The sequence below is a fragment of the Streptosporangium sandarakinum genome (assembly GCF_013409935.1).
Taxonomy (GTDB): Bacteria; Actinomycetota; Actinomycetes; order Streptosporangiales; family Streptosporangiaceae; genus Streptosporangium; species Streptosporangium nondiastaticum.
This window is the reverse complement of record NZ_JACCCO010000003.1, coordinates 1,437,644-1,459,423: the sequence shown is the minus strand read 5'-3', so window position 1 is coordinate 1,459,423 and position 21,780 is coordinate 1,437,644. Positions and strand designations below refer to the sequence as shown.

19 protein-coding genes and 1 pseudogene are annotated in these 21,780 nt (G+C 72.5%); 4 read left to right on the top strand and 16 right to left on the bottom strand.

Annotated elements, in window-relative coordinates; all coding sequences use genetic code 11:
* Positions 1-71 precede the first annotated feature (71 nt).
* From HDA43_RS32750 to HDA43_RS32730, 5 genes are all read right to left on the bottom strand, one after another.
* Positions 72-1,061: a sulfotransferase gene (locus tag HDA43_RS32750; protein WP_179828477.1), complete on the bottom strand. Its 990-nt coding sequence runs from the start codon at positions 1,059-1,061 to the stop codon at positions 72-74.
* A gap of 15 nt (positions 1,062-1,076) precedes the next feature.
* Positions 1,077-2,342 (bottom strand): MFS transporter, encoded by a 1,266-nt coding sequence (locus HDA43_RS32745; protein ID WP_179828475.1) that lies wholly within the window; start codon positions 2,340-2,342, stop codon positions 1,077-1,079.
* Positions 2,342-3,841 carry a DegT/DnrJ/EryC1/StrS family aminotransferase gene (locus tag HDA43_RS32740; RefSeq protein ID WP_312873655.1) on the bottom strand — a complete coding sequence of 500 codons (1,500 nt, stop codon included), beginning with the start codon at positions 3,839-3,841 and terminating at the stop codon, positions 2,342-2,344. The genes HDA43_RS32745 and HDA43_RS32740 overlap by 1 nt, the downstream gene beginning before the upstream one ends.
* A 354-nt stretch (positions 3,842-4,195) precedes the next feature.
* Positions 4,196-4,372: a hypothetical protein gene (locus HDA43_RS32735; protein ID WP_179828473.1), complete on the bottom strand. Its 177-nt coding sequence runs from the start codon at positions 4,370-4,372 to the stop codon at positions 4,196-4,198.
* A gap of 242 nt (positions 4,373-4,614) precedes the next feature.
* Positions 4,615-5,211, bottom strand: a complete 597-nt coding sequence (locus HDA43_RS32730; protein WP_179828470.1) for a TetR/AcrR family transcriptional regulator — start codon at positions 5,209-5,211, stop codon at positions 4,615-4,617.
* Positions 5,212-5,328: 117 nt separating this feature from the next.
* Between HDA43_RS32730 and HDA43_RS32725 the strand changes: the two genes are divergently transcribed.
* Both HDA43_RS32725 and HDA43_RS32720 read left to right on the top strand, forming a co-directional pair.
* Positions 5,329-6,159, top strand: coding sequence for an SDR family NAD(P)-dependent oxidoreductase (locus HDA43_RS32725; RefSeq protein ID WP_179828468.1), 831 nt, complete (start codon positions 5,329-5,331; stop codon positions 6,157-6,159).
* Positions 6,160-6,241: 82 nt separating this feature from the next.
* Positions 6,242-7,150, top strand: a complete 909-nt coding sequence (locus HDA43_RS32720; RefSeq protein WP_218912705.1) for an SDR family NAD(P)-dependent oxidoreductase — start codon at positions 6,242-6,244, stop codon at positions 7,148-7,150.
* 101 nt (positions 7,151-7,251) lie between these two features.
* Here HDA43_RS32720 and HDA43_RS36810 read toward each other — a convergent pair.
* The 10 genes and pseudogenes from HDA43_RS36810 to HDA43_RS32675 form a co-directional block, all read right to left on the bottom strand.
* Positions 7,252-7,380 (bottom strand): annotated as a pseudogene (locus HDA43_RS36810) (transposase); the annotation flags it as partial.
* A gap of 105 nt (positions 7,381-7,485) precedes the next feature.
* A complete protein-coding gene (locus HDA43_RS32715; RefSeq protein ID WP_179828467.1) occupies positions 7,486-8,760 on the bottom strand; it encodes a C39 family peptidase in 1,275 nt (424 codons plus the stop codon).
* Positions 8,761-9,043: 283 nt separating this feature from the next.
* Positions 9,044-9,295 (bottom strand): zinc-ribbon domain-containing protein, encoded by a 252-nt coding sequence (locus tag HDA43_RS32710; protein ID WP_179828466.1) that lies wholly within the window; start codon positions 9,293-9,295, stop codon positions 9,044-9,046.
* Between the two features lie 222 nt (positions 9,296-9,517).
* Positions 9,518-10,999: a PucR family transcriptional regulator ligand-binding domain-containing protein gene (locus tag HDA43_RS32705; protein ID WP_179828464.1), complete on the bottom strand. Its 1,482-nt coding sequence runs from the start codon at positions 10,997-10,999 to the stop codon at positions 9,518-9,520.
* A 42-nt stretch (positions 11,000-11,041) separates the two neighbouring features.
* Positions 11,042-12,874 (bottom strand): nitrilase-related carbon-nitrogen hydrolase, encoded by a 1,833-nt coding sequence (locus HDA43_RS32700; RefSeq protein ID WP_179828462.1) that lies wholly within the window; start codon positions 12,872-12,874, stop codon positions 11,042-11,044.
* Between the two features lie 378 nt (positions 12,875-13,252).
* On the bottom strand, positions 13,253-14,353 hold the full coding sequence (locus tag HDA43_RS32695; RefSeq protein ID WP_179828460.1) for an alcohol dehydrogenase catalytic domain-containing protein: 1,101 nt from the start codon (positions 14,351-14,353) through the stop codon (positions 13,253-13,255).
* Positions 14,353-15,798 (bottom strand): purine-cytosine permease family protein, encoded by a 1,446-nt coding sequence (locus tag HDA43_RS32690; protein ID WP_179828458.1) that lies wholly within the window; start codon positions 15,796-15,798, stop codon positions 14,353-14,355. The genes HDA43_RS32695 and HDA43_RS32690 overlap by 1 nt, the downstream gene beginning before the upstream one ends.
* Complete coding sequence (locus HDA43_RS32685; RefSeq protein ID WP_179828456.1) at positions 15,798-15,965, bottom strand: hypothetical protein; 168 nt, start codon at positions 15,963-15,965, stop codon at positions 15,798-15,800. The genes HDA43_RS32690 and HDA43_RS32685 overlap by 1 nt, the downstream gene beginning before the upstream one ends.
* Positions 15,966-16,187: 222 nt before the next feature.
* Positions 16,188-18,503, bottom strand: a complete 2,316-nt coding sequence (locus tag HDA43_RS32680; protein ID WP_179828453.1) for a phosphoketolase family protein — start codon at positions 18,501-18,503, stop codon at positions 16,188-16,190.
* 80 nt (positions 18,504-18,583) lie between these two features.
* On the bottom strand, positions 18,584-18,868 hold the full coding sequence (locus HDA43_RS32675) for a DUF427 domain-containing protein (protein WP_179828451.1): 285 nt from the start codon (positions 18,866-18,868) through the stop codon (positions 18,584-18,586).
* A 331-nt stretch (positions 18,869-19,199) separates the two neighbouring features.
* On the opposite strand from HDA43_RS32675, the gene HDA43_RS32670 reads away from it, so the two are divergent.
* The gene (locus HDA43_RS32670) at positions 19,200-20,249 is read left to right on the top strand and encodes an NAD-dependent epimerase/dehydratase family protein (RefSeq protein WP_179828449.1); all 1,050 of its coding nucleotides are present in this window, start codon (positions 19,200-19,202) and stop codon (positions 20,247-20,249) included.
* Between the two features lie 141 nt (positions 20,250-20,390).
* A complete protein-coding gene (locus HDA43_RS32665; RefSeq protein WP_179828447.1) occupies positions 20,391-21,356 on the top strand; it encodes a DUF72 domain-containing protein in 966 nt (321 codons plus the stop codon).
* A gap of 110 nt (positions 21,357-21,466) precedes the next feature.
* On the opposite strand, the gene HDA43_RS32660 is transcribed toward HDA43_RS32665, so the two are convergent.
* Entirely contained in the window at positions 21,467-21,766 is a 300-nt protein-coding gene (locus HDA43_RS32660; protein ID WP_179828444.1) for a WhiB family transcriptional regulator, read from the bottom strand.
* Positions 21,767-21,780 lie beyond the last annotated feature (14 nt).

The following is a 21,780-nucleotide window of genomic DNA, read 5'->3' as shown; positions in this document are numbered from 1 at the left end:
CCTACGTTCCTCGGTCCAGACACCGGCGCCCCCTCGCGGGTCCGGACTCCGGTGGCCCCTTGCGGGTCCGGTCAGTGGCGACCCTTGGCGGTGTTCTTCAGGCCAGGCGGCGGGGCGCCTCGCGGGGCGCCGGTGGGCAGGGGGCCGCCGTGCCGGTAGCCGTAGTGCCGTAGGAGCGGCCAGGACAGCGCCGTCGCCGCCAGTCTGGCCGTGGCCGGCAGGCCCGTCCGCCAGGCGTCGTCCCGGTCCCGGATGACGGTCACGCCGGTGCGGAAGCGGTCTGGGTTGCCGGTGACCGTGTGGTTGGGGCGCAGCTCGACGGCCCGGTCCCGCACCGGGTTGCCGGCCGGGTCGGCGCCGCAGAGCCGCAGGAGCGTATCGATGGTCCCCGCCGGGTCGGCGGCGAAGTCCTCGTAGCGCAGGAGGAGCGACCGCTCCGGGTGACGCCGGGTGATAGCCCGGGAGGCCAGGTTGAAGCCGTCCCAGTAGGCGGTGCTCTTCGCCGCGGACATGGCGTAGACGTACTCCTTGGGCCGGCGCCAGGAGTGGGCCACCGCCCGGGGGTCCCGTACGAGGTGGACGTAGTACGGCCGCACCCCGTCGAGGTGCGGCAACAGGGCGGCCTCACCGGGGATCTTCGTGGTGTCCACGATCACCCGCGCTCCGGTCCGCTCGGCGATGGCGTGGTAGGTCCGGGTCATCAGGGCGGCGTGCTCGCGGATGTCGTCGCGGTACGGCCCGCGGCCGAGCACGCGCCAGGTGTGCCGGGTCCGGACGCAGGAGAGCTGGCGGCGGATGACGGCGGCGGCGTGCTCGTGCGCCGTCATCCCGGCCGGGCGGACGGTCTCCAGGATCTCCGACCAGACCGGGCAGCGGGTCAGCGTCTCGCCGCAGCCGCACAGGTTGTTGGCGCCTTCGCCGACGCTGTTCCTCCACAGGAAGTGCAGCTCCCCGACGTGGAAGAACCCCGGGATCTCGTTGAGGACGTTGCCGATGATGGTGCTGCCGTTGCGGCACCATCCGGTGATGCACAGGATCGTGAGGGGCGACGATGTGTCCATGGGGGCTCCCTGGCTTCAGCCGGTGGTCGCCGGCCGTACGGCCGGCCTGCGGACACGGAGCGCCACGGCCACGGCCGCCACGGCGCAGGCGGCGCCGGCGACGAACACGGCCGGGTAGCCGAATCCCGTCGCCACGGCTCCGATCAGCGGGCCCCAGAGGGCGAGGCCCAGGTCCCAGAAGGAGGTGTAGGCACCGATCGCCGCCCCCTGCTCGGCGGGGTCGGCCAGGTCCATCACCATCAGGGAGAGCGAGGGGTGCAGCAGCGAGAACCCCACCCCGGTGATCACACTGCCGATCAGGGCGACCGGCAGGTTCGGGGCCACCGCGACGACCAGCAGGCCGGCGGCCTCGCCGATGCCGCACCAGACCGCGACCCGGCGCGGCCCGAGCCGGTCCGGCAGGTGGCCGATGAACAGCCTCGTGCCGGCGTAGACGGCGCTGAAGCAGCTGAGCACGGCGACGCCGGAGTCGATGCCGCGGGCTCTCAGGTGCAGGACGACGAAGGCGGCGAGACCGGCGTATCCGGCGGAGGCCAGGGCCAGCGCCGTTCCGGGCAGCAGCGCCGGGCGCACCAGCAGGCGGTGCCCGCCCCCTCGCCGCACGCCGCCCGCCGGGCCGGTGCCCCGCTCCTCTCCGCCGGAAGTTCCTCCGCCGGAGCCACCGCCGGAAACCGTGCCGCCGGGAGCCTCGCCGGGCCGCCCGGTGCGGGCGTGCACCGGGGACGCGCTGATCAGCAGGAGGCCGACGAGTGCGGCCGCGCCGCTGAAGGCCCACACCGCGCCGTAGCCGAGCGGCAGCATCGCCGCCCCGAGGAAGGTGCCCGCGGAGATGCCGCCCCACATGCTCACGCCGTACAGGCCGATGAGCTGGCCGCGGCGCTCATGCGGGGCGAGCGCCACGGTCCAGACGGCGCCCGCGGTGAACAGCGCCGCCTCCCCCACGCCGAGCAGCAGGCGCAGGGGGACGAGCCCGGCCACGCCGAGCGGCAGGAAGTACAGGACGCCGCCCACCGCGATGATCAGCGCGCCCGCCAGCATGACGAGGCGGTGGCCGTGGCGGTCGGCCAGGTGACCCGCGACGGGCCGGACCAGCAGCGCGGTGAACGCGGTGGCCATGACCACCAGGCCGACCGCGACGTCGGGGGCGCCGTAGCGTTCCCGGACGAAACCCGGCAGCACCGGGATCACCGCGCTGAGGCCCACGTATCCGCAGAAGAGCCCGCCGAAGACCCCGACGAGGGCGAGGCGGGGGATCGCGTTTCCCGTGACCTGTGCGCTCATCACCGCCGCCCGGCCCGCGCGACGCCGGCCGTGCCACCGTCCGGTACGGCGCTCGCCCCCGTGGACGGCACAGTGTCCGGCACGGTGTCCGGCACGGGCCGCGGTCCCGCCGTTCCGGCCGTTCCCGGGGCCGGTCCGGCGTGCGCTCCGGCCGGTAGGCCGCTCTCCGGTACGGCGAGCGCCTCCGCCGGGGGTCCGGCGGCCGGGCGGGCGGCCTCCGCGACCTTGCGGACCGCGCGGACGAGCTGGTCGCAGTCGGCCGGCGACAGGCTGGACGACAGCGGGACGTCGACCGCCTCCCGCAGGTGACGCGTCGTGGCCGGCAGCAGCGCCCTGACCTGCTCGGCGGTCAGGCCGCCGAACATGAACCGCCAGTTCCAGAAGACGCGGACGTTGACGTCCTCGTCGGAGCCGAGGTTGCGCGCGTCGATGCCCTCGTGGCGCAGCGCGCGGGCGAACCATTCGGCGTCCCCGCCCGGGACCCGGAAGATGAACGCCTCGCCGAGGTAGGCGCCGGGGGCGACCGGTTGCCGGATCTCGATCCCCGGGACACCGGCCAGTGCCGCGGCCACGTAGGAGTAGTTGGCGCGGAAGCGTTCCAGGCGGACCGGCAGCCGTTCCAGTTCGGAGCGGAGCAGCGCCGCGCGGATCTCGTCCATCCGGAAGCTGAGCAGCGGCAGGTCCAGATCGGTGCCGATCGGCGGGTCACCGTCCGGGAAGTGCCGGCGGAAGCGGCCCTCGTAGGCGCCCGAGAGCACGACGGCGCGGGCGAACAGCACGCTGTCGTCGGTGACCAGGAATCCGCCCTCGCCGCAGTTGAGCGACTTGTCGGACTGGGTGCTGAAGGCCCCCGCGAGGCCGAAGGTGCCGAGCTTGCGGCCTCGCAGTTCGGCGCCCAGGGCCGGTACGGCGTCCTCGATGACCGGCACGCCCATCTCCGCGGCGAAACGCGTCAGCGCCTCCATGTCGGCGGCGAAGCCGCGCATGTGGACCACCAGGATCGCCTTGATCTCCGGCGTCCAGCGGCGGCGGAGGTCGTCGAGGTCCATGTGCAGGTTCTCGTCCACCTCCACCAGCAGGGGCGTGCATCCGGCGAGCACGATGGCGCTGGGGGTGGCGACGAAGGTGAAGCCGGGGCAGGCGACGAGCGAGCCCGGCGGGATGCCCGCCGCCATGATCGCGAGCGCGAGCGCGGCGGTGCCGCTGGACACGGCCAGCGCGTGCCTGCTGCCGAAGTAGCGGCGCAGTTCCTCCTCGAGCGCGCCGCACTCGGTCTCGTGCTGGGCGCGGTGGTCGTAGCGGAAGTAGAGGTGGCTGCGGACGGCGCGCATCGCCGCCTCCTCGTCCTCGGGATGGACGAAGACGGCTCCCTTGTCGTAGGTGGGCCACGGTGCGTGCCGGACGGGGCTGCCGCCGTACAGGGCCAGCCGCGTGTCCTCGGTCTGCCCGGTCCGTGCCTGCGGCCGGACCGGTGTCGAACTCTCTTCTGTGCCGTCCACCGTCGAGCTCCTCGTCGTCGGCTGTCGGTTTCCGTCGTTGACGGTGCGCGGGCACGCGGACACCGCCCCGGGCGGGGCCGTGGTCGCGTATCGGTGACCTTTTGTGAAGGCGGTAGAAGGCGGGGAAGCGCCGGGGGCCGCGGGGCGACCGTCCCGGTGGCGCCGTCCGGCGGGGCCGGCGGGCCGGGGGTTTCGTAGGGGGCGGATGAGATTTTTTGAATGTTCTCTAAATACATTAGGGGTGTCAATGAGAGCTAATGGCCGGTATTGGACAGACAAAAATAGTCATATCCACATATTTACCTTTTGGCGCTTATGTCACTTCAACACCATGGGCTTCGTACGGCACACACGTCACACCGGCGGCACGGCGGCATCCCGCCCGGCCCAGCGCGAGCCCGAGGTGACCGAGCAGAGCTGGTGCGCCGGTCGACGGGCACCGCGCATCGGGCCGAGGATGCCGCCGACCTCGCCCGGATGTTCTACGTCGACGCCGATCAGCCACATCGCCTGATTCTCCGCGATCACCACCGGGGTCCCATGATGAGCCGGAGCGGCACCTTGGCCTCTCCGAGATGGGTGTCCGCCAACTGCCGGAGGTGATCGCGCGACTCAGTGGCCGCCGGACAGCTCGCCGGACAGGGTGGCGCGCATCTTGGGTGCCGGATGGGGACGGGCCGGGGAAACGGGACTGATCGCACCGCGCCCCGGCCCGACCCGGCAAGGGGCGATTTCGCCCCAGGCCACCGTCACGGCCTCATCGGAGCCGAGCTCTATGACGAGCGCCGGCCTCGGTGGTCCGGCCCGGTCTGCAGGCCGTCGAGGATGAGCGCGAGGTAGCGCCGCCACGGTTGCACGGCGCCGGCGGCCGGCAGATCCATCACGGAGTCGATCATCGCAACGATGGGCGCGATGTCCTCCACCGTGACGTCGTCGCGCATCGTGCCCTGTTCCTGGGCGCGGGTGATGAGGTGGCCGCAGGACTCCACGATGCCCTCCCGGGTGCGCAGGATCCGCTCGCTGTCGCTCGTGCCCTGCCGTATCAGTTCGCGGAGCCCACGGTCGGTCGCGGCTTGCTCCAAGGCATGTTCGAGGAAGGCCCTCAGGGCTTCGTAGGCGTCCCGCCCCGCCAGCGCGGCCTGCGCCGTGGCGCGGATGTCGTCGAGCTTGCCGGCGTAGACGGCCTCGGCGAGGGCCTCTTTGTTGGGAAACCGCCGGTAGACGGTGCCGACGCCGAGTCCCGCGTGGTGGGCGACGTCGTTGAGCGTGGCTTGCAGCCCGCGCGCGGCGAACACCTCCCGCGCCGCCGCCAGTGTGCGCCGCCGGTTGTGCTCGGCGTCGCGGCGCAGCACCGGTGTCTCTTCGCTCATGACATCCCCGCTCCTCCGACTAACCGGATACAGCATATCCGGTTCATGCTAGGCTGCCCGGCATAAGCGGATATTGCATATCCACTTCGGTGGATATGCCGCGAGAGCAGGTGAAACATGCAGACCGTGGTCATCACCGGAGGCACCGACGGGCTCGGCAAGGGGCTGGCCCTCCACTACCTCCGGCAAGGCGCTCACGTCATCGCCGTCGGCAGCACCGCCGGAAAGGGACAGGCCCTGCTCGCCGAGGCCGAGACCATTCCAACCGGGCGGGCCGGCTTCGTGCGCTCCGATCTCACCTCGGTGGCCGCCTCCCAGGATCTCGTCGAACGCCTTGCCGAGGATCATCCGGTCGTGGACAAGCTGATTCTCTGCGCCCAGCGATACCGGCTCTTCGGCGACCGCGTGACCACCCGCGAGGGCTTCGAGCACAGCTTCGCGCTCGCCTATCTCAGCCGTTTCGTGCTGAGCCACGGCCTCCACGACGCGCTGCGGGCCGCCCGCCGTCCGGTCATCATGAACGTGGGCACGCCCGGTGTCCCGCTGGGCCGCATTCACTGGGATGACCTGCAGCTGACGCGCGCCTACAGCGGGACCAAGGCCACCCTGCAGTCCTTCCGGGCCAACGATCTCCTTGGAGTCGCCTTCGGCGTTCTGCATGCCGGCAGCGGCGTCTCCTACATCGGCTACAACCCCGGCGTGGTCTCCACCGGCATGCCCGAGAGCCTGCCGCAACCGCTACGCGCTGCGGCAAAGGCGTTCTTCGCCATGTTCGCCACGTCGGTACCGAGGGCGACGGCACCCCTGACCGCACTCCTGGACGACCCGCCGGCCGAGCCCTTCACCGCCTACTGGCGGAAGCGCCGGCTGTCGCCGGCCGGCCGCGCGTTCGCCAGGCAGGACGCACTACGCCTCCACGACCTCACGCGAGAACTGATCCCACGCTGACGCCCGTGCCGTACCCGCATTCGAGGGCCTGCCTGACCGACCGGGACGACGGCGCCCCCGACCACACCTGGAGAACGTACAGATGCATTTGAGCGACATGACGGGCAAGACCGCCCTGATCACCGGCAGCACCGCGGGGATCGGCATGGAGACGGCACGCGGTCTGGCCGAACGGGGGGCCTCGGTCATCCTGGTGGGAATCGATCACATCCGAGCGCAGCAGGCCGCGCAGGACATCCGCGCCGGCGCCGGACACGATCGGGTGAGCGCCTTCGCCGCCGACCTCACCAGCCTCCACGGGCTGCTCCAGCTCGCATCCCGGATCGCCGAGCGCTACGAGGCTCTGGACGTCTTGGTCAACAACGTCGGCGTGAACCGGCCGCACCGCGAGCTGACCGCCGACGGGGTGGAGAAGATGTTCGCCGCACACGTTCTCACCCCGTTCACCCTCACTCGCCTGCTCCTGCCGCAGCTGAAGCGCGCCGGCCACGCCCGAGTCGTCAACCTGACGGGCGGCATTCCCGGCGGCCCCATCGAGCACGACAACCTCCTGGGCGAGCGCCGCTTCATCGGGTGGACGTTCAGCCACTACAACCACACCAAGACCATGACGATGGCGCTGACGGCCCGGCTAGCCCGGGAGCTGCGCGGCACGGGGGTGACGGCCAATGTGGTCTACCCCGGGCACGGCTACACGCCGATGAACAGATCGACCCCGATCACCGCTTTCCCGAGGCTCTACCGGCCGATCGCGCCCCTGGTCCTGAAGGTCATCGCTCCGCTTTTCCTGTCGGATCTGACCCGTTCGGCTCGCTCCAGCGTCTATCTGGCCGCGAGCCCGGAGGTGGAGGGCCTCACCGGCGCCTACTTCGACGACAAGTGCCGCCGCAAGCCGTTGCCGGTCAGCGCTCTCGACGAACGCAACCAGAGCGCCGTATGGGACCTCTGCGTCCGGCTGAGCGCGGACGCGCTCACAGGCACCCAAGCCTGATCGAACCCCCTGGCGGTCACCACTGCCATGGGGCTCGTCCGCCCCCTCGCGCCACCATCGGCACCCTGACGGCACGCCACGCCTGAGCGGCCTATCGCCGAGGATGGGACGTCGCGCCAGGCCACGCCGGCGCGCAGGACGTAGATGACGCCGGCCAGGGCCGTGCGGTCATCGATCGGCCGCCGCCCCGGATGGCGTCGGCGACGTGGCGGGTAAGGCGGCGACGGCGCGGGCCGTCTCCACGCCGTGAGCCGGGAGCCGGGAGCCGGGCGCGGGCGGCGGGCGCCCGGGAATCCGCGGGGCTCACCGCGCGGATTCCCGGGTGGAGGGTCCTCTCACCAGTTGGCGGGCAGGCCCGGCACGGTGGTGGGCAGGGCTTGTCCCGGCGGGCGGATGACGTAGACGATGCCGCCGCTGCTGGTGCTGCGCTGCCAGACGTTCTCGAAGTCGCCCCGCGGATAGACGTGGCGCACCGCGTCGTCGCTCGGCGAGGCGGGGTCGTTGGCGATCACGTCGCCGGTGGCGGTGAACCCGACGATCACCATGATGTGGCCGTCGGTGCCGTAGCCCGCGCCGGGCAGCTCACTCTCCTTGAACGACTGGGAGGTGATCACCGGGATTCCCGCGGCGATGAAGCGCTCCAGCTCGGTCAGCGACCGCAGCCGGGTGACGAAGCCCTCCATCCCGTACCGCCCGGCATAGGCGGTGTTGAACGGCCAGTTGCCCGCCCCCTGGTATGCGTGGTCGTAGGTGTAACGGGCGGCGTGGTCGACCTCGGGGTCGGGGTCGGACGGGTCCACCCAGGAGGTGTCCTCCTTGCTGGGCCAGGCGCCCCAGTAGCCGAGCACCATCGTGGTGGAGGTCGGGCTGCACCACGCCTGGCCGCCGCCGTCCCACTCGGGGTAGTGGCCCTTGTGGACGTTCTGGGAACGGCGTGGCACTTTCAGCTCGATGCCCCATGCCTGGCCACCGGGACTGGCCGTCACGCGCTTGCGCTCGGGGACGGCCGAGGCCATCGCGCCCAGGCTCCGTACGACGGGGGTCACGGTGGAGCCGGGCGTGCGGTGCAGCGTGACGCGCAACTGGTAGGCGGTGATCGGCCGGCCCGACGCGGCAACGAAGGTGTCGACCGAGACGGTGCCGTCGGCGTCACCCTGGCCGGGGACCGAGGTGCGGCGGATGTCATCCTCGCCGTAGGCCCAGCGGCCCATGACGTACCACTTGCTCAGCCCGGCGGCGTTGCGGCCGCGCATCTCGACCTGCACCCAGCTCCCGGCCGGGGTGTCGGCGGTCCAGGACGCGACCAGCTCGGTGGCGGCGAAGCCGACCCGCCGCTCGGGGCCGGTCCAGCGGGCGTAGTCCCAGGTACGGGTGCCCAGGGCATCGGTGTAGGAGGTGGTTCCGGCGGCGGAGGCGAAGGCCAGGGTGTCACGGGCCGTCACACCCTCGGCGACGCCGGCGGGGAAGGAGGCCCGTTGGTAGACGACGTCGGTCTGGGTTGGCGGCGGCTTGGTCACGGCCGCGGCGGGCCCCACCGCGGAGGCGGTGAGGGTCGCGGACGACACGACGGTGGACAGGAACGCGGAGAGGAACACGGTCAGCACGCGCATGGGCTCACCTTGCCTGGGGGTTCTCGACCCCGCAGACGGTAGGTCTCCGCGCCACACCGCGCATCGGGAACTTTACGTATCCGCGCCCCCCACCAACGGAAAAGCCCGCGAGGGGCGCCGGTGTCTGGACTGAGGAGCGGAGGAGCGCAGCGACGGAGTGACGAGGGAAGACACCGGGCCAAGAGCCCCGAGCCGCGACGCGCAGCGTCGCCATGAACACAGAAGACACCGGACCAAGAGCCCCGAGCCGCGACGCGCAGCGTCGCCATGAGCAGAGCGGATATCAGCGCAGGGACGCGCCGACGCCCCGATGAAGGCCGTCCATCTCGTCCCGGGAGACGTCGTAGGCGGCCCCGCAGTAGGTGCACTGCATCATGTATCTCTTCCGCACCGGGAAGAGCGGAATGAAGAACAGGCTGAACTTCGTCACCCGCTTCGCCAGCGCCTGAGCCGCGGTGTTGCCGCAGTTACGGCAGACGAGAGTGACCATGCCGAGCCGCTGGATCGCGGTACGAAGACCGAAGATGAACAACATCACCCGCTCCTACCCGCCCCAGCCCAACTTCCACGTCGAACCCGCGAGGGGGCGCCGGTGTCTGGACCGGGGAGAGAGCGAGCGCAGCGAGTGAACGACGAGGGAAGTCAGCGGTCACCAGCCCCCGAGCCGCGACGCGCCAGCGTCGCAATGAGCCCGCGAGGGGGCGCCGCTGACTGGACCGAGGAGAGAGCGAGCGCAGCGAGTGAACGACGAGGGAAGTCAGCGGTCACCAGCCCCCGAGCCGCGACGCGCCAGCGTCGCAATGAGTAGGGAGAGGGCGAGGCGGTCGGTCGGTGAGTCGAGGTCCAGGCCGGTCAGTTTCGCCAGGCGGCGCAGCCGGGCGCGCAGTGTCTCGCGGTGCACGCCGGCCGCGGCCGCGGCCGGGTCCCAGTGGTGGTTGGCCTCGACCCAGGCCCGGGCGGCGGCTATCAGTGTCTCGCCGTCGGCCGTCTCGGTCACGGGTGCGAGCAGCGCGGCCGCGAACCGCTCCGCTTCGGGTGAGGCCAGCAGCCGGTCCAGTTCCATCACGGGTGTGTCGGCGTAGCGCACCACCGGCCGGTCCGGGCCGGTCAGCTCGGCGGCCAGGCCGGACTCGCGGATGCCGGCCGGGACCTCGTCGAGCGGCCTGGGCACGGCGATCCCGGCTCGGGCGCCGTCGAGCAGGGGCTCCAGCCGTTCCTCGGTGAACCCCGGGATGACGAGCACGACCGTGCCGGCCCGGCCGTCGCCGGCCGCCCAGCCACCGGCCGCCACGATCCGCTCGGTGGCGCGGCGGTGGCCGGGGCCGGCCAGCGTGACGGCCGCGAACTCCTCGGGCAGCGGCAGGTCTGCCGCGGCGGCCACCCGCGCGGCCGAGCGGGCGTCGCCCTCGGCCAGCAGCCCGGCGATCGTCCGGCGCAGTTCGCGTTCGCCGCCCCGGTCGAGCACGGTGAGCAGGGCGGCGGCGGTGCCGATGATCCCGGCGGCCCACATGGGCCGTTCGCCGACCGAGAGCGCGCCGACGCAGAGCGTGCCGCGCCGCTCGCGGGCCGGGCCCAGTGGGACCGCGGTCACCGGCTCGCCATCCAGTTCGACCTGGAGGATGTGCCGTCCGGACCGGTCGCCCTGGCGGGCCAGTTCGGTGAGCGCCTCGGCGGCGGGGCCCGCACCGGCGGGCGCGCGCAGCGCCACGGCGTGCCCGGCGTCCAGTACGGCGACCCAGCCGTGCAGTTCCCGCGCCAGCCGGTCGGCCACGGCCTGCCGTCCGGCGTATCCGGCTTCGGCGAGCTGCTGCTGCACCTTTCTGGCCTGTTCGGCCTCGCGCCGCGCCTCTGCGGCGTTCAGGTCGGCCACGGCCCGGTCCACCGCGACGAACGGCGTGCGGCGCGGGACCTCGATCAGCGTCAGCCGGTGGCGGCGGGTGGCGTGGACGACTTCGGCGGGGACCTCGGTGAACCAGGGGTCGAGGCCGAATCCGACGGCGCGGGCCCCGGCCTCGGCGAGCCGGGTCGCCCACCGTTCGGCCGCCGCGGCGGGGTCGTCCTGGTCGCGCAGCCACATGCCGCTGGTCAGCAGGAGTTCGGCGCCGTCAAGCCAGGGTGTGGGGTCGGGCTGCTCGGACACCGCCACCCAGCGCACCGGCTGGTCGAGCCCTTCGTGGCCCAGGACCACCCGCAGTCCGAGGCGGGCGTTGGCCAGCAGCCGTCGGATCGTCACCGCCATGGCTTTCACCGTCCTCCGCGCGGCCACCCCGGCGGCCGCCGGTCAGCGGGGCCGTCGCAGCATCTCCGCGCCGAACAGGTCGGTCCGGCGCCGTGCCAGCTGCGGTTTCACCGCGCACGCCTCCCCCGCGCCGTCCGTACCCCGCACCGCGCATCGCAGCTTCGTCCAGCCTATCCCCGTGTTCAGCGCCTCCTTTCGGGGCACCGTGACGTGGTCGGGGCCGAAGACGCCGCCGGGTGTCGTGCCGGCGTTGGCCAGAGCGATCCAGACGTGGGAGTCGCCGGCGCGCAACCGGGCGGGGTGGGCGAAGGCGGGCTCGGGGTCGCGCAGCGCGGCCGGGTTCAGCGGAACCCGGGTGCCGGGGAAGGGCACCGGGTAGGGCCAGTCCACCGCGGCGGGCACCGCGAGGACGTCGGCGCCGAGGACCGCGAGCGCCCGCGAGGGTTCGAAGGGTTCCAGCTCCTCCCCCGCCAGCAGCCCGAGCGAGCCCCACGGCCGGGTGACGACCGCCGGGGGCGCGTCGCCGGGCTCGGCCCAGGCGGCGTGCGCGCCCAGGTGGGTGACGTGGCGGCGGGCGGCCTCGCCGCCGGGGGTGACGAGCGTGACCGCGTATCGGACCGGACCCGGCCGGCCGCCCGAACCGTCCGAACCGTCCGCGCTCTCCGCATTCCCGGCGCCGCTCCCGCCGTCGCCGGGTACGGCCAGCGCGGTCACCGCGTCGCAGCGGTGCCGTTCGCACCAGGCGCGCAGTTCCTCCAGCGCGGCCCGGGCCCGGCCCGGGTCGGGGACGCCGCCGGTCAGGTGGAAGGCGGGCAGCACGGCGAGGTCGGTGCCTTCGGGCGGGGCGGGCAGGTCGCCGGCGGGCCCGGCCAGTACGGCGACGCCCACGGACGGCCCGTCTCCGGCCGCGCCCTCGGGCACGGTCCCGATCCCGGTCTCCGCTCCGCCGCCGGACAAGGGCGGGACGCCGGACAAGGGCAGGCCACCGGGCGGCGTGGTCAGCGCCTCACGCTCGGCGCGCGGCCAGGTGGTCGAGCGGGCCAGCGGGCCGTACTCCGCGGGACGCCGGGCGGCCAGCCGCCGGTGGCGCGCGGTGGCCGCGGCGGTCAGGTCGAGGGTGGCGGTGACGAACCCGGGACCGTCGTCCAGGGCGGCGGCGACGTCGCCAGTGTGGTCGAGCACGCAGCTTCCGCCGCTGAACTGGAAGGAGTTGCCGGCGAGGGTCTCGGCGCCGGCCTGGTCGGCGGCGACCAGCGGCAGGCCGTTCTCCCAGGCGCGCAGCCGCCAGGTGGCGCTGGGGCCGGGCTCGGCCACCCATGCGGTGGGCAGCGCGATCCAGTCGGCGCCGCGCAGCGCGGCGTACCGGGCCGGCTCGGGATAGTCGATGTCGGCGCAGATCAGCGGAGTGACACGGCCCGCGGGGGTGTCCCACACCGGCGGCGGCAGGTGGCCGTCCACCGCCCACAGGGGGTCGGGGACGAACGCCTGCGTCTTGCGGTAGGAGCCGACCGGCCCGTCGGGGCCGATGAGCACGCACGCGTTGTGCAGGGTGCCCAGCTCGGGGTCGAGTTCGGGCATGCCGAGCACGATCCAGGCGCCGGTGGTACGGCACAGCCGGGTGAGCCGGCGCACCGACGGGCCGTCCACAGGTTCGGCGAAGGGCCGCACGTGTTCCTCGGAGGACCACAGGTAACCGGTCAGGGCCATCTCGGGGGTCACGACCACCCGCGCGCCGGCCGCGGCGGCCGCCGCGGCGAGATCCTCGATCGCCTCCAGGTTGGCGGCGACGTCGCCGTGCGCCGACTGGAGCTGGACGGCTCCGACGGTGACCGTACCGGGCGCGCCGGGCCTGGGCGGGGTGGTGATCGCGGTCATGGTCTCCGATTCTCCGGTCGGTCCAGGAGTGGCGCTCATGGCGACGCTGCGCGTCACGGCTCGGGGGTTGTGTTCACGGCGACACTTCGTGTCGCGGCTCGGGGGTTGTGTTCACGGCGACACTTCGTGTCGCGGCTCGGGGGCTCTTGTCCGGTGTCTTCCCTCGTCACTCCGTCGCTCCGCTCCTGCGTTCCTCGGTCCAGACACCGGCGCCCCCTCGCAGGCTCCTCAGTCCAGACACCGGCGCCCCCTCGCGGGCTCCTCGGTCCAGTCAGCGGCGCCCTCTCGCGGGGAGCGGAGGGGGACGCCCGCCGCGGGGCGGCCGGACGGACGGGGGAGCATCCGGTCCGTGCCGCCCCGCGGCGGGCGGGAGCGGCGTCAGTCGAAGACGATGACGCTGCGGGTGCGGGTGCCGTCGCGCATCGCGTCGAACGCCTCGTTCACCTCGTCGAGCCGGACGCGGTGCGAGATGAGCGAGTCCAGCGGCAGCTTACCCGCGAGGTAGAGCTCGGCCAGCCGGGGGAAGTCCAGGCTCGGCACGGCTCCGCCGTAGTTGGAGCCGATGAGGGTCTTGCCCGCCTCGGCCAGTTCCAGCACGTCGATGCCGGCCTTGGCGCCCTCGGGCGGCAGACCGACGAGGACCCCGACGCCGCCGGGCGCCAGCAGCGACGGCAGCGTCTCGATGGTCTCGACGCGGCCGATCACCTCGAAGGCGTAGTCGGCGCCGCCGCCGGTCAGCTCGGCCACCTGGGCGGCGACGTCGTCACCGGCGCGCAGGGTGTGGGTGGCGCCGAACGAGCGGGCGGCGGCCAGCTTCTCCTCGGCGGTGTCCACCGCGATGATCGGGTGGGCTCCGGCGAGCGCCAGGCCCATGATCACCGCCAGGCCCACGCCGCCGCAGCCGACGACGACGGCCGAGGAGCCGGCGGGCACCCTGGCGTTGTTGACGACCGCGCCGACGCCGGTGGTGATCGAGCAGCCGATGAGGCTGGCGACGTCGAACGGCACGTCGGAGGGGATGCGGACCGCGGCTGACTCGGGCACGACGGTGTACTCGCTCATCGTGCCCACGGCGAGGTAGGGGTAGACGACGTCGTCGCCGTCGCGCAGCCGGGTGGTGCCGTCGGGCAGCAGGCACTCGGGCGCCCGGGTGCCGGTGCACGCCCACGCCTTGCCGGCCGCGCAGGCGCGGCAGCGGCGGCAGGGGTAGTACCACGACAGGATGACGCTGTCGCCGGGGGCCAGGCCGGTGACGCCCTCGCCGACCGCCTCCACGGTGCCGGCGCCCTCGTGGCCCATCACCGTCGGGGAGGGCAGGTTCCACTCGCCGTCGAGGACGTGCCGGTCGGAGCCGCACACGCCGGAGGCGCCGAGCCGTACCAGGACCTCGCCGGGGCCCGGGTCGGCCACCTGGATCTCCTTGATCTCCAGGCGGTTGCCGCGGCCGTCGTGCACGGCCGCCAGGGCGGTTCTGGGCATCAGGACTCCTTGTGCGTGGTGACGGGGACCGCTCCGGCGACGGCCGGGGCGAGGTGCCGGCGGTTGAGCGCGCGGCTGAGGACGATGTGCGCGACCGCGGCGACGACCACGGCGGGCACCGAGGCGGTGAGCCAGTTGAAGGCGGGCAGCGTGTCGAGGGTCTGCGGGTTGTACAGCACCACGTAGGCGACGGCGCCCAGCGCGGTGGAGATCAGCCCGGACAGGTTGAACCCGCCGGTGAAGTGGTACGGGCTGGCGGCGCGGTGCGCGTACAGGCCGCGCAGGTCCAGCCGCTGGCGGCGCACCACGAAGTAGTCGGCGATGACCGTGCCGCAGATAGCCGCGAGGAAGGCGCCGCTCCAGGTGACGAACACCAGGAACCGGTCGTACAGCAGGTTCGGCCAGAAGCTGATGATCGCCGGGAGGAGGAAGAAGCCTCCGGTGAGCCATTCCCAGCGGAATCTCGCCAGCAGCTCGCCGCCGGCCTGCCGCAACGCGAGGCAGGTCGAGTAGACGATGGAGGTGAGGCTGGTGAGGTTGGCGAAGGCGATGAACAGCAGCGCCAGCATGCCGAGCCATTTGCCGCCGAGGGGGACCATCCACACGGTGGGGTCGGGGTCGCCGAGGGTCAGCGCGGCCGCCATGCCCACGACCTGGGCCACGATCGTCGCGCCGAACAGGCCGATGAAGCCCGGCCACAGTGCGCTGCGCGGGCGGTCGGTGAGGCGGGCCAGGCTGCCCATGACCGGCCACCACGACAGGCCGACGCCGAGGTTGAACTCGACGGCGAGGGCGAAGTTCAGCCCCTCGCTGGGGAACGGGTTCAGCGGCTTGGCCGCCAGCAGGTCGTTCCACGAGGTCTTGGTGAGCACCAGCACGATCATGCCGACGGTCAGCAGGGCCAGGCCGGGCGAGACGATGCGGTTGAGGAACCGCATCGTCAGCGGACCCTTGGCCAGGACGATCCAGGCGATCGCCAGCGCGAGGAGGGCCAGGATGGTCACCGGCAGCGCGTTGGGGCCGATGTCGGTGCCGAACACCTGGTTGGACACCTGCGTGGTGGCCCGCCCGAACATCACGCCGAGCAGCGCCGACCAGCCCATCTCGGTGAAGAGCACGACGGTGAACACCAGGACGGCGACCCCGCCGAACCCGAACACACTGCGCAGCAGGGTGTACTGCTCCACGCCGTAGCGCTGGCTGGAGACGACGCTGCCCAGCAGCATCACGGCGACGCCGATGGCGTTGCCGATGACCATCGCCGCCAGGCCCTTCTGGAAGCCCACCAGCGCGGCCGTGGAGCCGCCGACGAGGAACGCCCACGTCGCGATGGCCAGACCGACGTTCACCCAGGTGAAGTCGGTGAAGTTCCAGACCCGCTCGCTGCGCAGCACGGGCAGCGACCCGAAGGTCGCCTCCTTGGCGACGTCTTCGTTGGCCGACATCACGCCATCACCCACCCGGCGATCGTGAGGGCCACGACGATGGCGGCCAGCAGCCACAGGTCGGCCGCGGCGAGGGGCGCGTGCGCCGGGTCGCCCGACTCGTCGCGTTCGAGGGTGACGAGCCGCCTGTCCAGCTCGGCCCGCAACGCGGAGTCCTTCACATCCATACGGTTAACCTCCAGGAACGGTCGCCCGACGGCGCCGGTCGTCTCCCGCGGAGCGGCCGCGTGTGACGCGGAGCTCATCCGGCGGTTAACTCACCGTAAAAGGAGGTTCCTGAAGGTGTTCCCGCTGTATTTCCGCTGTTCGGGCGGCGATGGTGGCGGATTTACCGTACGGCGGGGCCGCCGGGGGCGGTCCGGAGCGGCCGTCCCCCGGCGGCCGGCGGGTCAGTAGGGCCAGATCCAGTCGCGGATGCCGGCCGGGTCCTCGCCGTACTCGCGGGTGTGGGCGCGGGCGCGCAGGCGCTCGTCGGCCATCCGCTGGCGCAGGTGGGCGGCGGTGGCGCCGAGCCCGGGCACCCGGTCGATGACGTCCATGACCAGGTGGTAGCGGTCGATGTCGTTGAGCATCGCCATGTCGAAGGGCGTGGTGGTGGTGCCCTCCTCCTTGTAGCCCCGCACGTGGATGTTGTCGTGGCCGTTGCGGCGGTAGGTGAGCCGGTGGATCGACAGCGGGTAGCCGTGGAAGTTGAAGATGATCGGCCTGTCGGTGGTGAACAGCGTGTCGAACTCGGTGTCGGACATGCCGTGCGGGTGCTCCGACTCCGGCTGCAGCCGCATCAGGTCCACGACGTTGATCACCCGTACCCGCAGCTCGGGCAGGTGCTCGCGCAGCAGCGCGGCGGCGGCGAGGGTCTCCAGCGTCGGCACGTCCCCGGCGCAGGCCAGGACCACGTCGGGCTCTGACCCGTCGTCGGTGGAGGCCCACTCCAGGATGCCCAGCCCCCGGGTGCAGTGCGCGACCGCCTCCTCCATGGTGAACAGGTCCAGCACCGGCTGCTTGCCCGCCACGACGAGGTTGACGTAGTCGCGCGAGCGCAGGCAGTGGTCGGCGACGGACAGCAGGGTGTTGGCGTCCGGCGGCAGGTAGATCCGCACCACCGAGGATTTCTTGTTCATCACCACGTCGAGGAAGCCGGGGTCCTGGTGGCTGAAGCCGTTGTGGTCCTGGCGCCAGACGTGCGACGACAGCAGGTAGTTCAGCGAGGCGACCGGCCGCCGCCAGGGGATCTTCTGCGACGACTCCAGCCACTTGGCGTGCTGGTTGAACATCGAGTCGACGATGTGGATGAACGCCTCGTAGCAGTTGAACAGCCCGTGCCGGCCGGTCAGCAGGTAGCCCTCCAGCCAGCCCTGGCACAGGTGCTCGCTGAGCACCTCCATCACCCGGCCGTCGGGGCCGAGGTTCTCGTCGGTGCCGAGGGTCCGGGTGTCCCAGGCCCGGTCGGTGACCTCGAAGACGGCCGACAGCCGGTTGGAGGCGGTCTCGTCCGGCCCCATCAGCCGGAAGTCGTCGGGGTTGGCGGCGATGACGTCGCGCAGCAGGCCGCCCAGCACGCGGGTCGGCTCGGTGAGCTGCGTCGCCGGGGACTTCACCGCGACGGCGTGGTCGCGGAAGTCGGGCAGCGCGAGCGGGCGCAGCAGCTCGCCGCCGTTGGCGTGCGGGTTGGCGCTCATCCGGAGCGGCCCGGCGGGCACCGTCTCCAGCACCTCCGGCACGGGCCGCCCGTCGGCGTCGAACAGCTCCCCGGGCCGGTAGGAGCGCATCCACTCCTCCAGGGCCCGCAGGTGTTCGGGGTTGTCGCGCACCCCGGTCAGCGGCACCTGGTGGGAGCGCCAGGTGCCCTCGACCTGCAGGCCGTCCACCTCGCGCGGGCCCGTCCAGCCTTTCGGGGTGCGCAGGATGATCATCGGGAGCCGGGTGGCGCGGCCCTCCTTGTACTCGGCGATCTCGTCGAAGACCCGGTCCAGGGTCTCGGCCATCAGCGGGTGCATGGCGGCCGGGTCGTCACCGGCGACGACGTGCGGGCGGTAGCCGTACCCCTCCATGAGCTTGACCAGCTCTTCCTCGGGGATGCGGGACAGGATCGTCGGGTTGGCGATCTTGTAGCCGTTGAGGTGGAGGATCGGCAGGACGGCGCCGTCCCGGGCGTGGTTGAGGAACTTGTTGGAGTGCCAGCTCGCGGCCAGCGGGCCTGTCTCGGCCTCACCGTCGCCGACCACGCAGGCCACCACGAGATCGGGGTTGTCGAAGGCGGCGCCGAAGGCGTGGGCCAGTGAGTAGCCCAGCTCGCCGCCCTCGTTGATGGAGCCGGGCACCTCGGGGGCGACGTGGCTCGGGATTCCGCCGGGGAAGGAGAACTGCCGGAACAGCCGCCGCATCCCCTCGGCGTCCTGCCGGATGTGGGGGTACTTCTCGGTGTAGGTGCCCTCCAGCCAGGCGTGCGCGACCGCCGCCGGGCCGCCGTGTCCGGGGCCGACGATGTAGATCATGTCCTGGTCGCGCTCGGTGATGATCCGGTTGAGGTGGGCGAAGCAGAAGTTCAGCCCCGGCGTGGTGCCCCAGTGGCCCAGCAGCCGGGGCTTGATGTCCTCGGGCCGGAGCGGTTCGGACAGCAGCGGGTTGCCGAGGAGGTAGATCTGCCCGACCGACAGGTAGTTGGCGGCCCGCCAGTAGGCATCGACGTGAGCGAATGCATCCATACACCGACAGTTCCTCAGCGGAGGGTTTCGAACCCTCACCCGTCCGGTTCTCCCACGCGGGAGAACCGGACGGCCCGGCCTCAGTCGGTGACCTCCACGCCTCTCCAGAAGGCCACCCGATCCTTGATCTGGGCCGCCTCAGGCTTGGGCTCGGCGTAGAACCACGCCGCGTCGGGGTTCTGCTTTCCGTCCACCTCCAGCGTGTAGTAGTTCGCCGTGCCCTTCCAGGGGCAGACCGTGGTCGTCTCCGACGGCCTCAGGTACTGCGGGAACACCGACTCGATCGGGAAGTAGTGGTTGCCCTCCACGACCCGGGTGTCGTCGCTCCGCGCGATGATCTCGCCGTTCCACCGTGCTGTCGCCATGCTCCCAGGCTGACACATCACCGCCCGAAGATCCCGCGCCGCCCTCCCCCGGCCGGAAAGCACCACCCCTCCGATCGGAAAGCACCACCCGCCCGGCCGGAAAGCACCACCCCTCCGATCGGAAAGCACCACCCGCCCGGCCGGGAAGCACAACCCTTCCGATCGGAAAGCGCCCTCCCCCGATCGGAGAACACCGTCCCCCGGCCGGGAAGCGCCACCCGCCCGCCGCGTGCCGGGGCTCCGGGCGGCGGAACTCTGCCGCCCTGCCGCATACGGCAAAGCCATCACCCGGTACGGGTTCGACCGCGCAGGCCGGGGCATTCCCGTACATATGCGCGTAGTAGTCGTCGGCGCCACCGGGAACGTGGGCACCAGCACGGTGTCCGCCCTGGCGGCCGATCCCGAAGTCACATCCATCGTCGGCCTGGCCCGGAGGATCCCGGACTGGAGTCCCGACAAGACGACATGGCGTTCGGTGGACGTCTCCACCGGCGACCTGGACACGCACCTGGCGGGAGCGGACGCCGTGGTGCACCTGGCGTGGCTGTTCCAGCCCACCCGGGACCCGGTGACGACCTGGCGGTCCAACGTGCTGGGCAGCATCCGGGTGTTCGAGGCGGCCGCCCGGCAGGAGGTCCCCGCCCTGGTCTACTCCTCCTCGGTGGGCGCCTACTCCCCCGGCCCGAAGAACCGGCCGGTCGGCGAGGACTGGCCCACCAACGGCTGGCCCGGCGCCGCCTACGGCCGGGAGAAGGCCTACGTGGAGCGGGTGCTCGACACCTTCGAACGGGACCATCCAGGCACCCGGGTGGTGCGGATGCGGCCGGGCTTCGTCTTCAAGCGGGAGGCGGCGACCGAGCAGCGGCGGCTGTTCGGCGGGCCGTTCATCCCCCAGCGGCTCGTACGGCCCGGCCTGATCCCCTTCGTCCCGGACAACCCGGGCCTGAGGTTCCAGGCGGTGCACGGCGAGGACGCCGGCGAGGCGTTCCGGCTCGCGGTCACCCGGCCGGTGTCGGGGGCCTTCAACCTCGCCGCCGAGCCGGTCGTCGAGCCGTCGACGCTGGCCGAGCTGCTGGGCGCCCGGCTGCTGCCGGTGCCCGACTGGGTGCTCAGGGGGACCGCGGCGGCCGCCTGGTACGCGCGGCTGATCCCCGCCTCGCCCGCCCTGGTGGACATGGTGCTGAAGATGCCGGTCATGGACGTCACCCGGGCCCGTACCGAGCTGGGCTGGCAGCCCCGCCACACGGCGGTCGACGCGCTGCGGGAGCTGTTCGAGGGCCTGCGGGGCGTCGAGGGCATGGCGACGCCGCCGCTGTCGACGGAGACCGGCGGCCCGGCGCGGACCGGCGAGCTGAGCACCGGGGTCGGCAAGCGGCCGTGACCGCGGCGTCCCGTCCCCGCCGGACGGCCCGGCCCGGTGTCCCGGGCGCCGGGCCGGCCGCCGCGGCCACGGTGGGGGAAGGCGTCCGATGGGGTCGCCGCGACGGGTGACGGAGCCGCGCCGCGGGGCAGGGATGCGGGCATGACGACACCGCCCTCCTTCCCGCACACCGCCCCGCCGCCCGCCGCCCTGCGGCCCAGGGCGGGCCGGATCCTGGTCGGCACGGCCTCCTGGACCGACCGGTCGCTGCTGGAGTCGGGCTGGTATCCCGCGGACGTCTCCACCCCGGCCGAGCGGCTGGCCTACTACGCCTCGCAGTTCCCGATCGTCGAGGTGGACGCCACCTACTACCACCCGCCCGCCCAGCGCACGGTGGAGGCCTGGCGGGACCGGACGCCGCCGGACTTCACCTTCAACATCAAGGCGTTCTCGCTGCTGACCGACCACCCCACCCCGCCCCGGTCCCTCTACGCCGACCTGCGCGACCGCGTCGGCACGGCCAAGCGCAACCTCTACCTGCGCGACGTCGGCCCGGAGATCACCGAGGAGGTCTGGCAGCGGTTCCTGTCGGCGCTGGCGCCGCTGCAGGAGGCGGGCAAGCTGGGGGCGGTCCTGTTCCAGTTCCCCCCGTGGTTCGCCATCGGGGCGGCCCAGCGGCGCTACATCCTCGACTGCGTACGGCGCTGCCGTCCGATGCGCGTCTGCGTGGAGTTCCGCAACCGGACCTGGATGGAGCCGGAGCGCAACCGCGAGGAGACCCTGGAGTTCCTCGCCTCGCACGAGATCCCCTACGTCTGCGTCGACATGCCCCAGGGGCATCCGTCGTCGGTCCCGCCGGTGCTGGCCGTGACCGCCGGCGACCTGGCGGTGGTCCGCCTGCACGGCCACTCCGACCGGTGGGTGGGTGGGACGAAGGAGGAGCGCTTCGCCTACCTGTACTCCGAGGAGGAGCTGGCGCGGTGGGCGGAGAACGTCCGGCTGCTGTCCGCCGAGGCCGCCGCCACTCATGTGATCTTCAACAACTACTGGGGTGACGGCTCGCAGCGCAACGCGGCACGGCTGGCCGAGCTCACCGGCCGGAACGGTTCAGGTGGCGGGGCGGCCTGAGGGAGCCCCGCCCGGCGTACGGATGATCCCATCCGTGAAGCGGGGACGGCGGGAGGGCGACCCCGCCCAAGGCGGCGGACCCGCCGGGGCGGACCGGCCGGGGGCGCGGGTCAGCTCCGGGTGACCGCCTCGGCCTTCGCCCTGGCCTTGCGGCGCACCACCGCCATGAGCGCCCTGCGCTCGTCAGGGGTGGTGCCGCCCCAGACCCCGTACATCTGCTGGGTGTTCAGGGCGTAGTCCAGGCAGCGCCGCTTGACCGGACAGCGGTTGCAGACGGCTTTGGCCTGCTCGCACTGCTCCCGGCCGGGGCCTTCGAAAGAGACGGGGAAGAAGAGCTCCGGATCCTCCTCCAGGCACAGGGAACTGCGGGACCAGTGGATGATGGGCACGACGTTGCCCTGTCCAGACATAGGCGATCCAATGA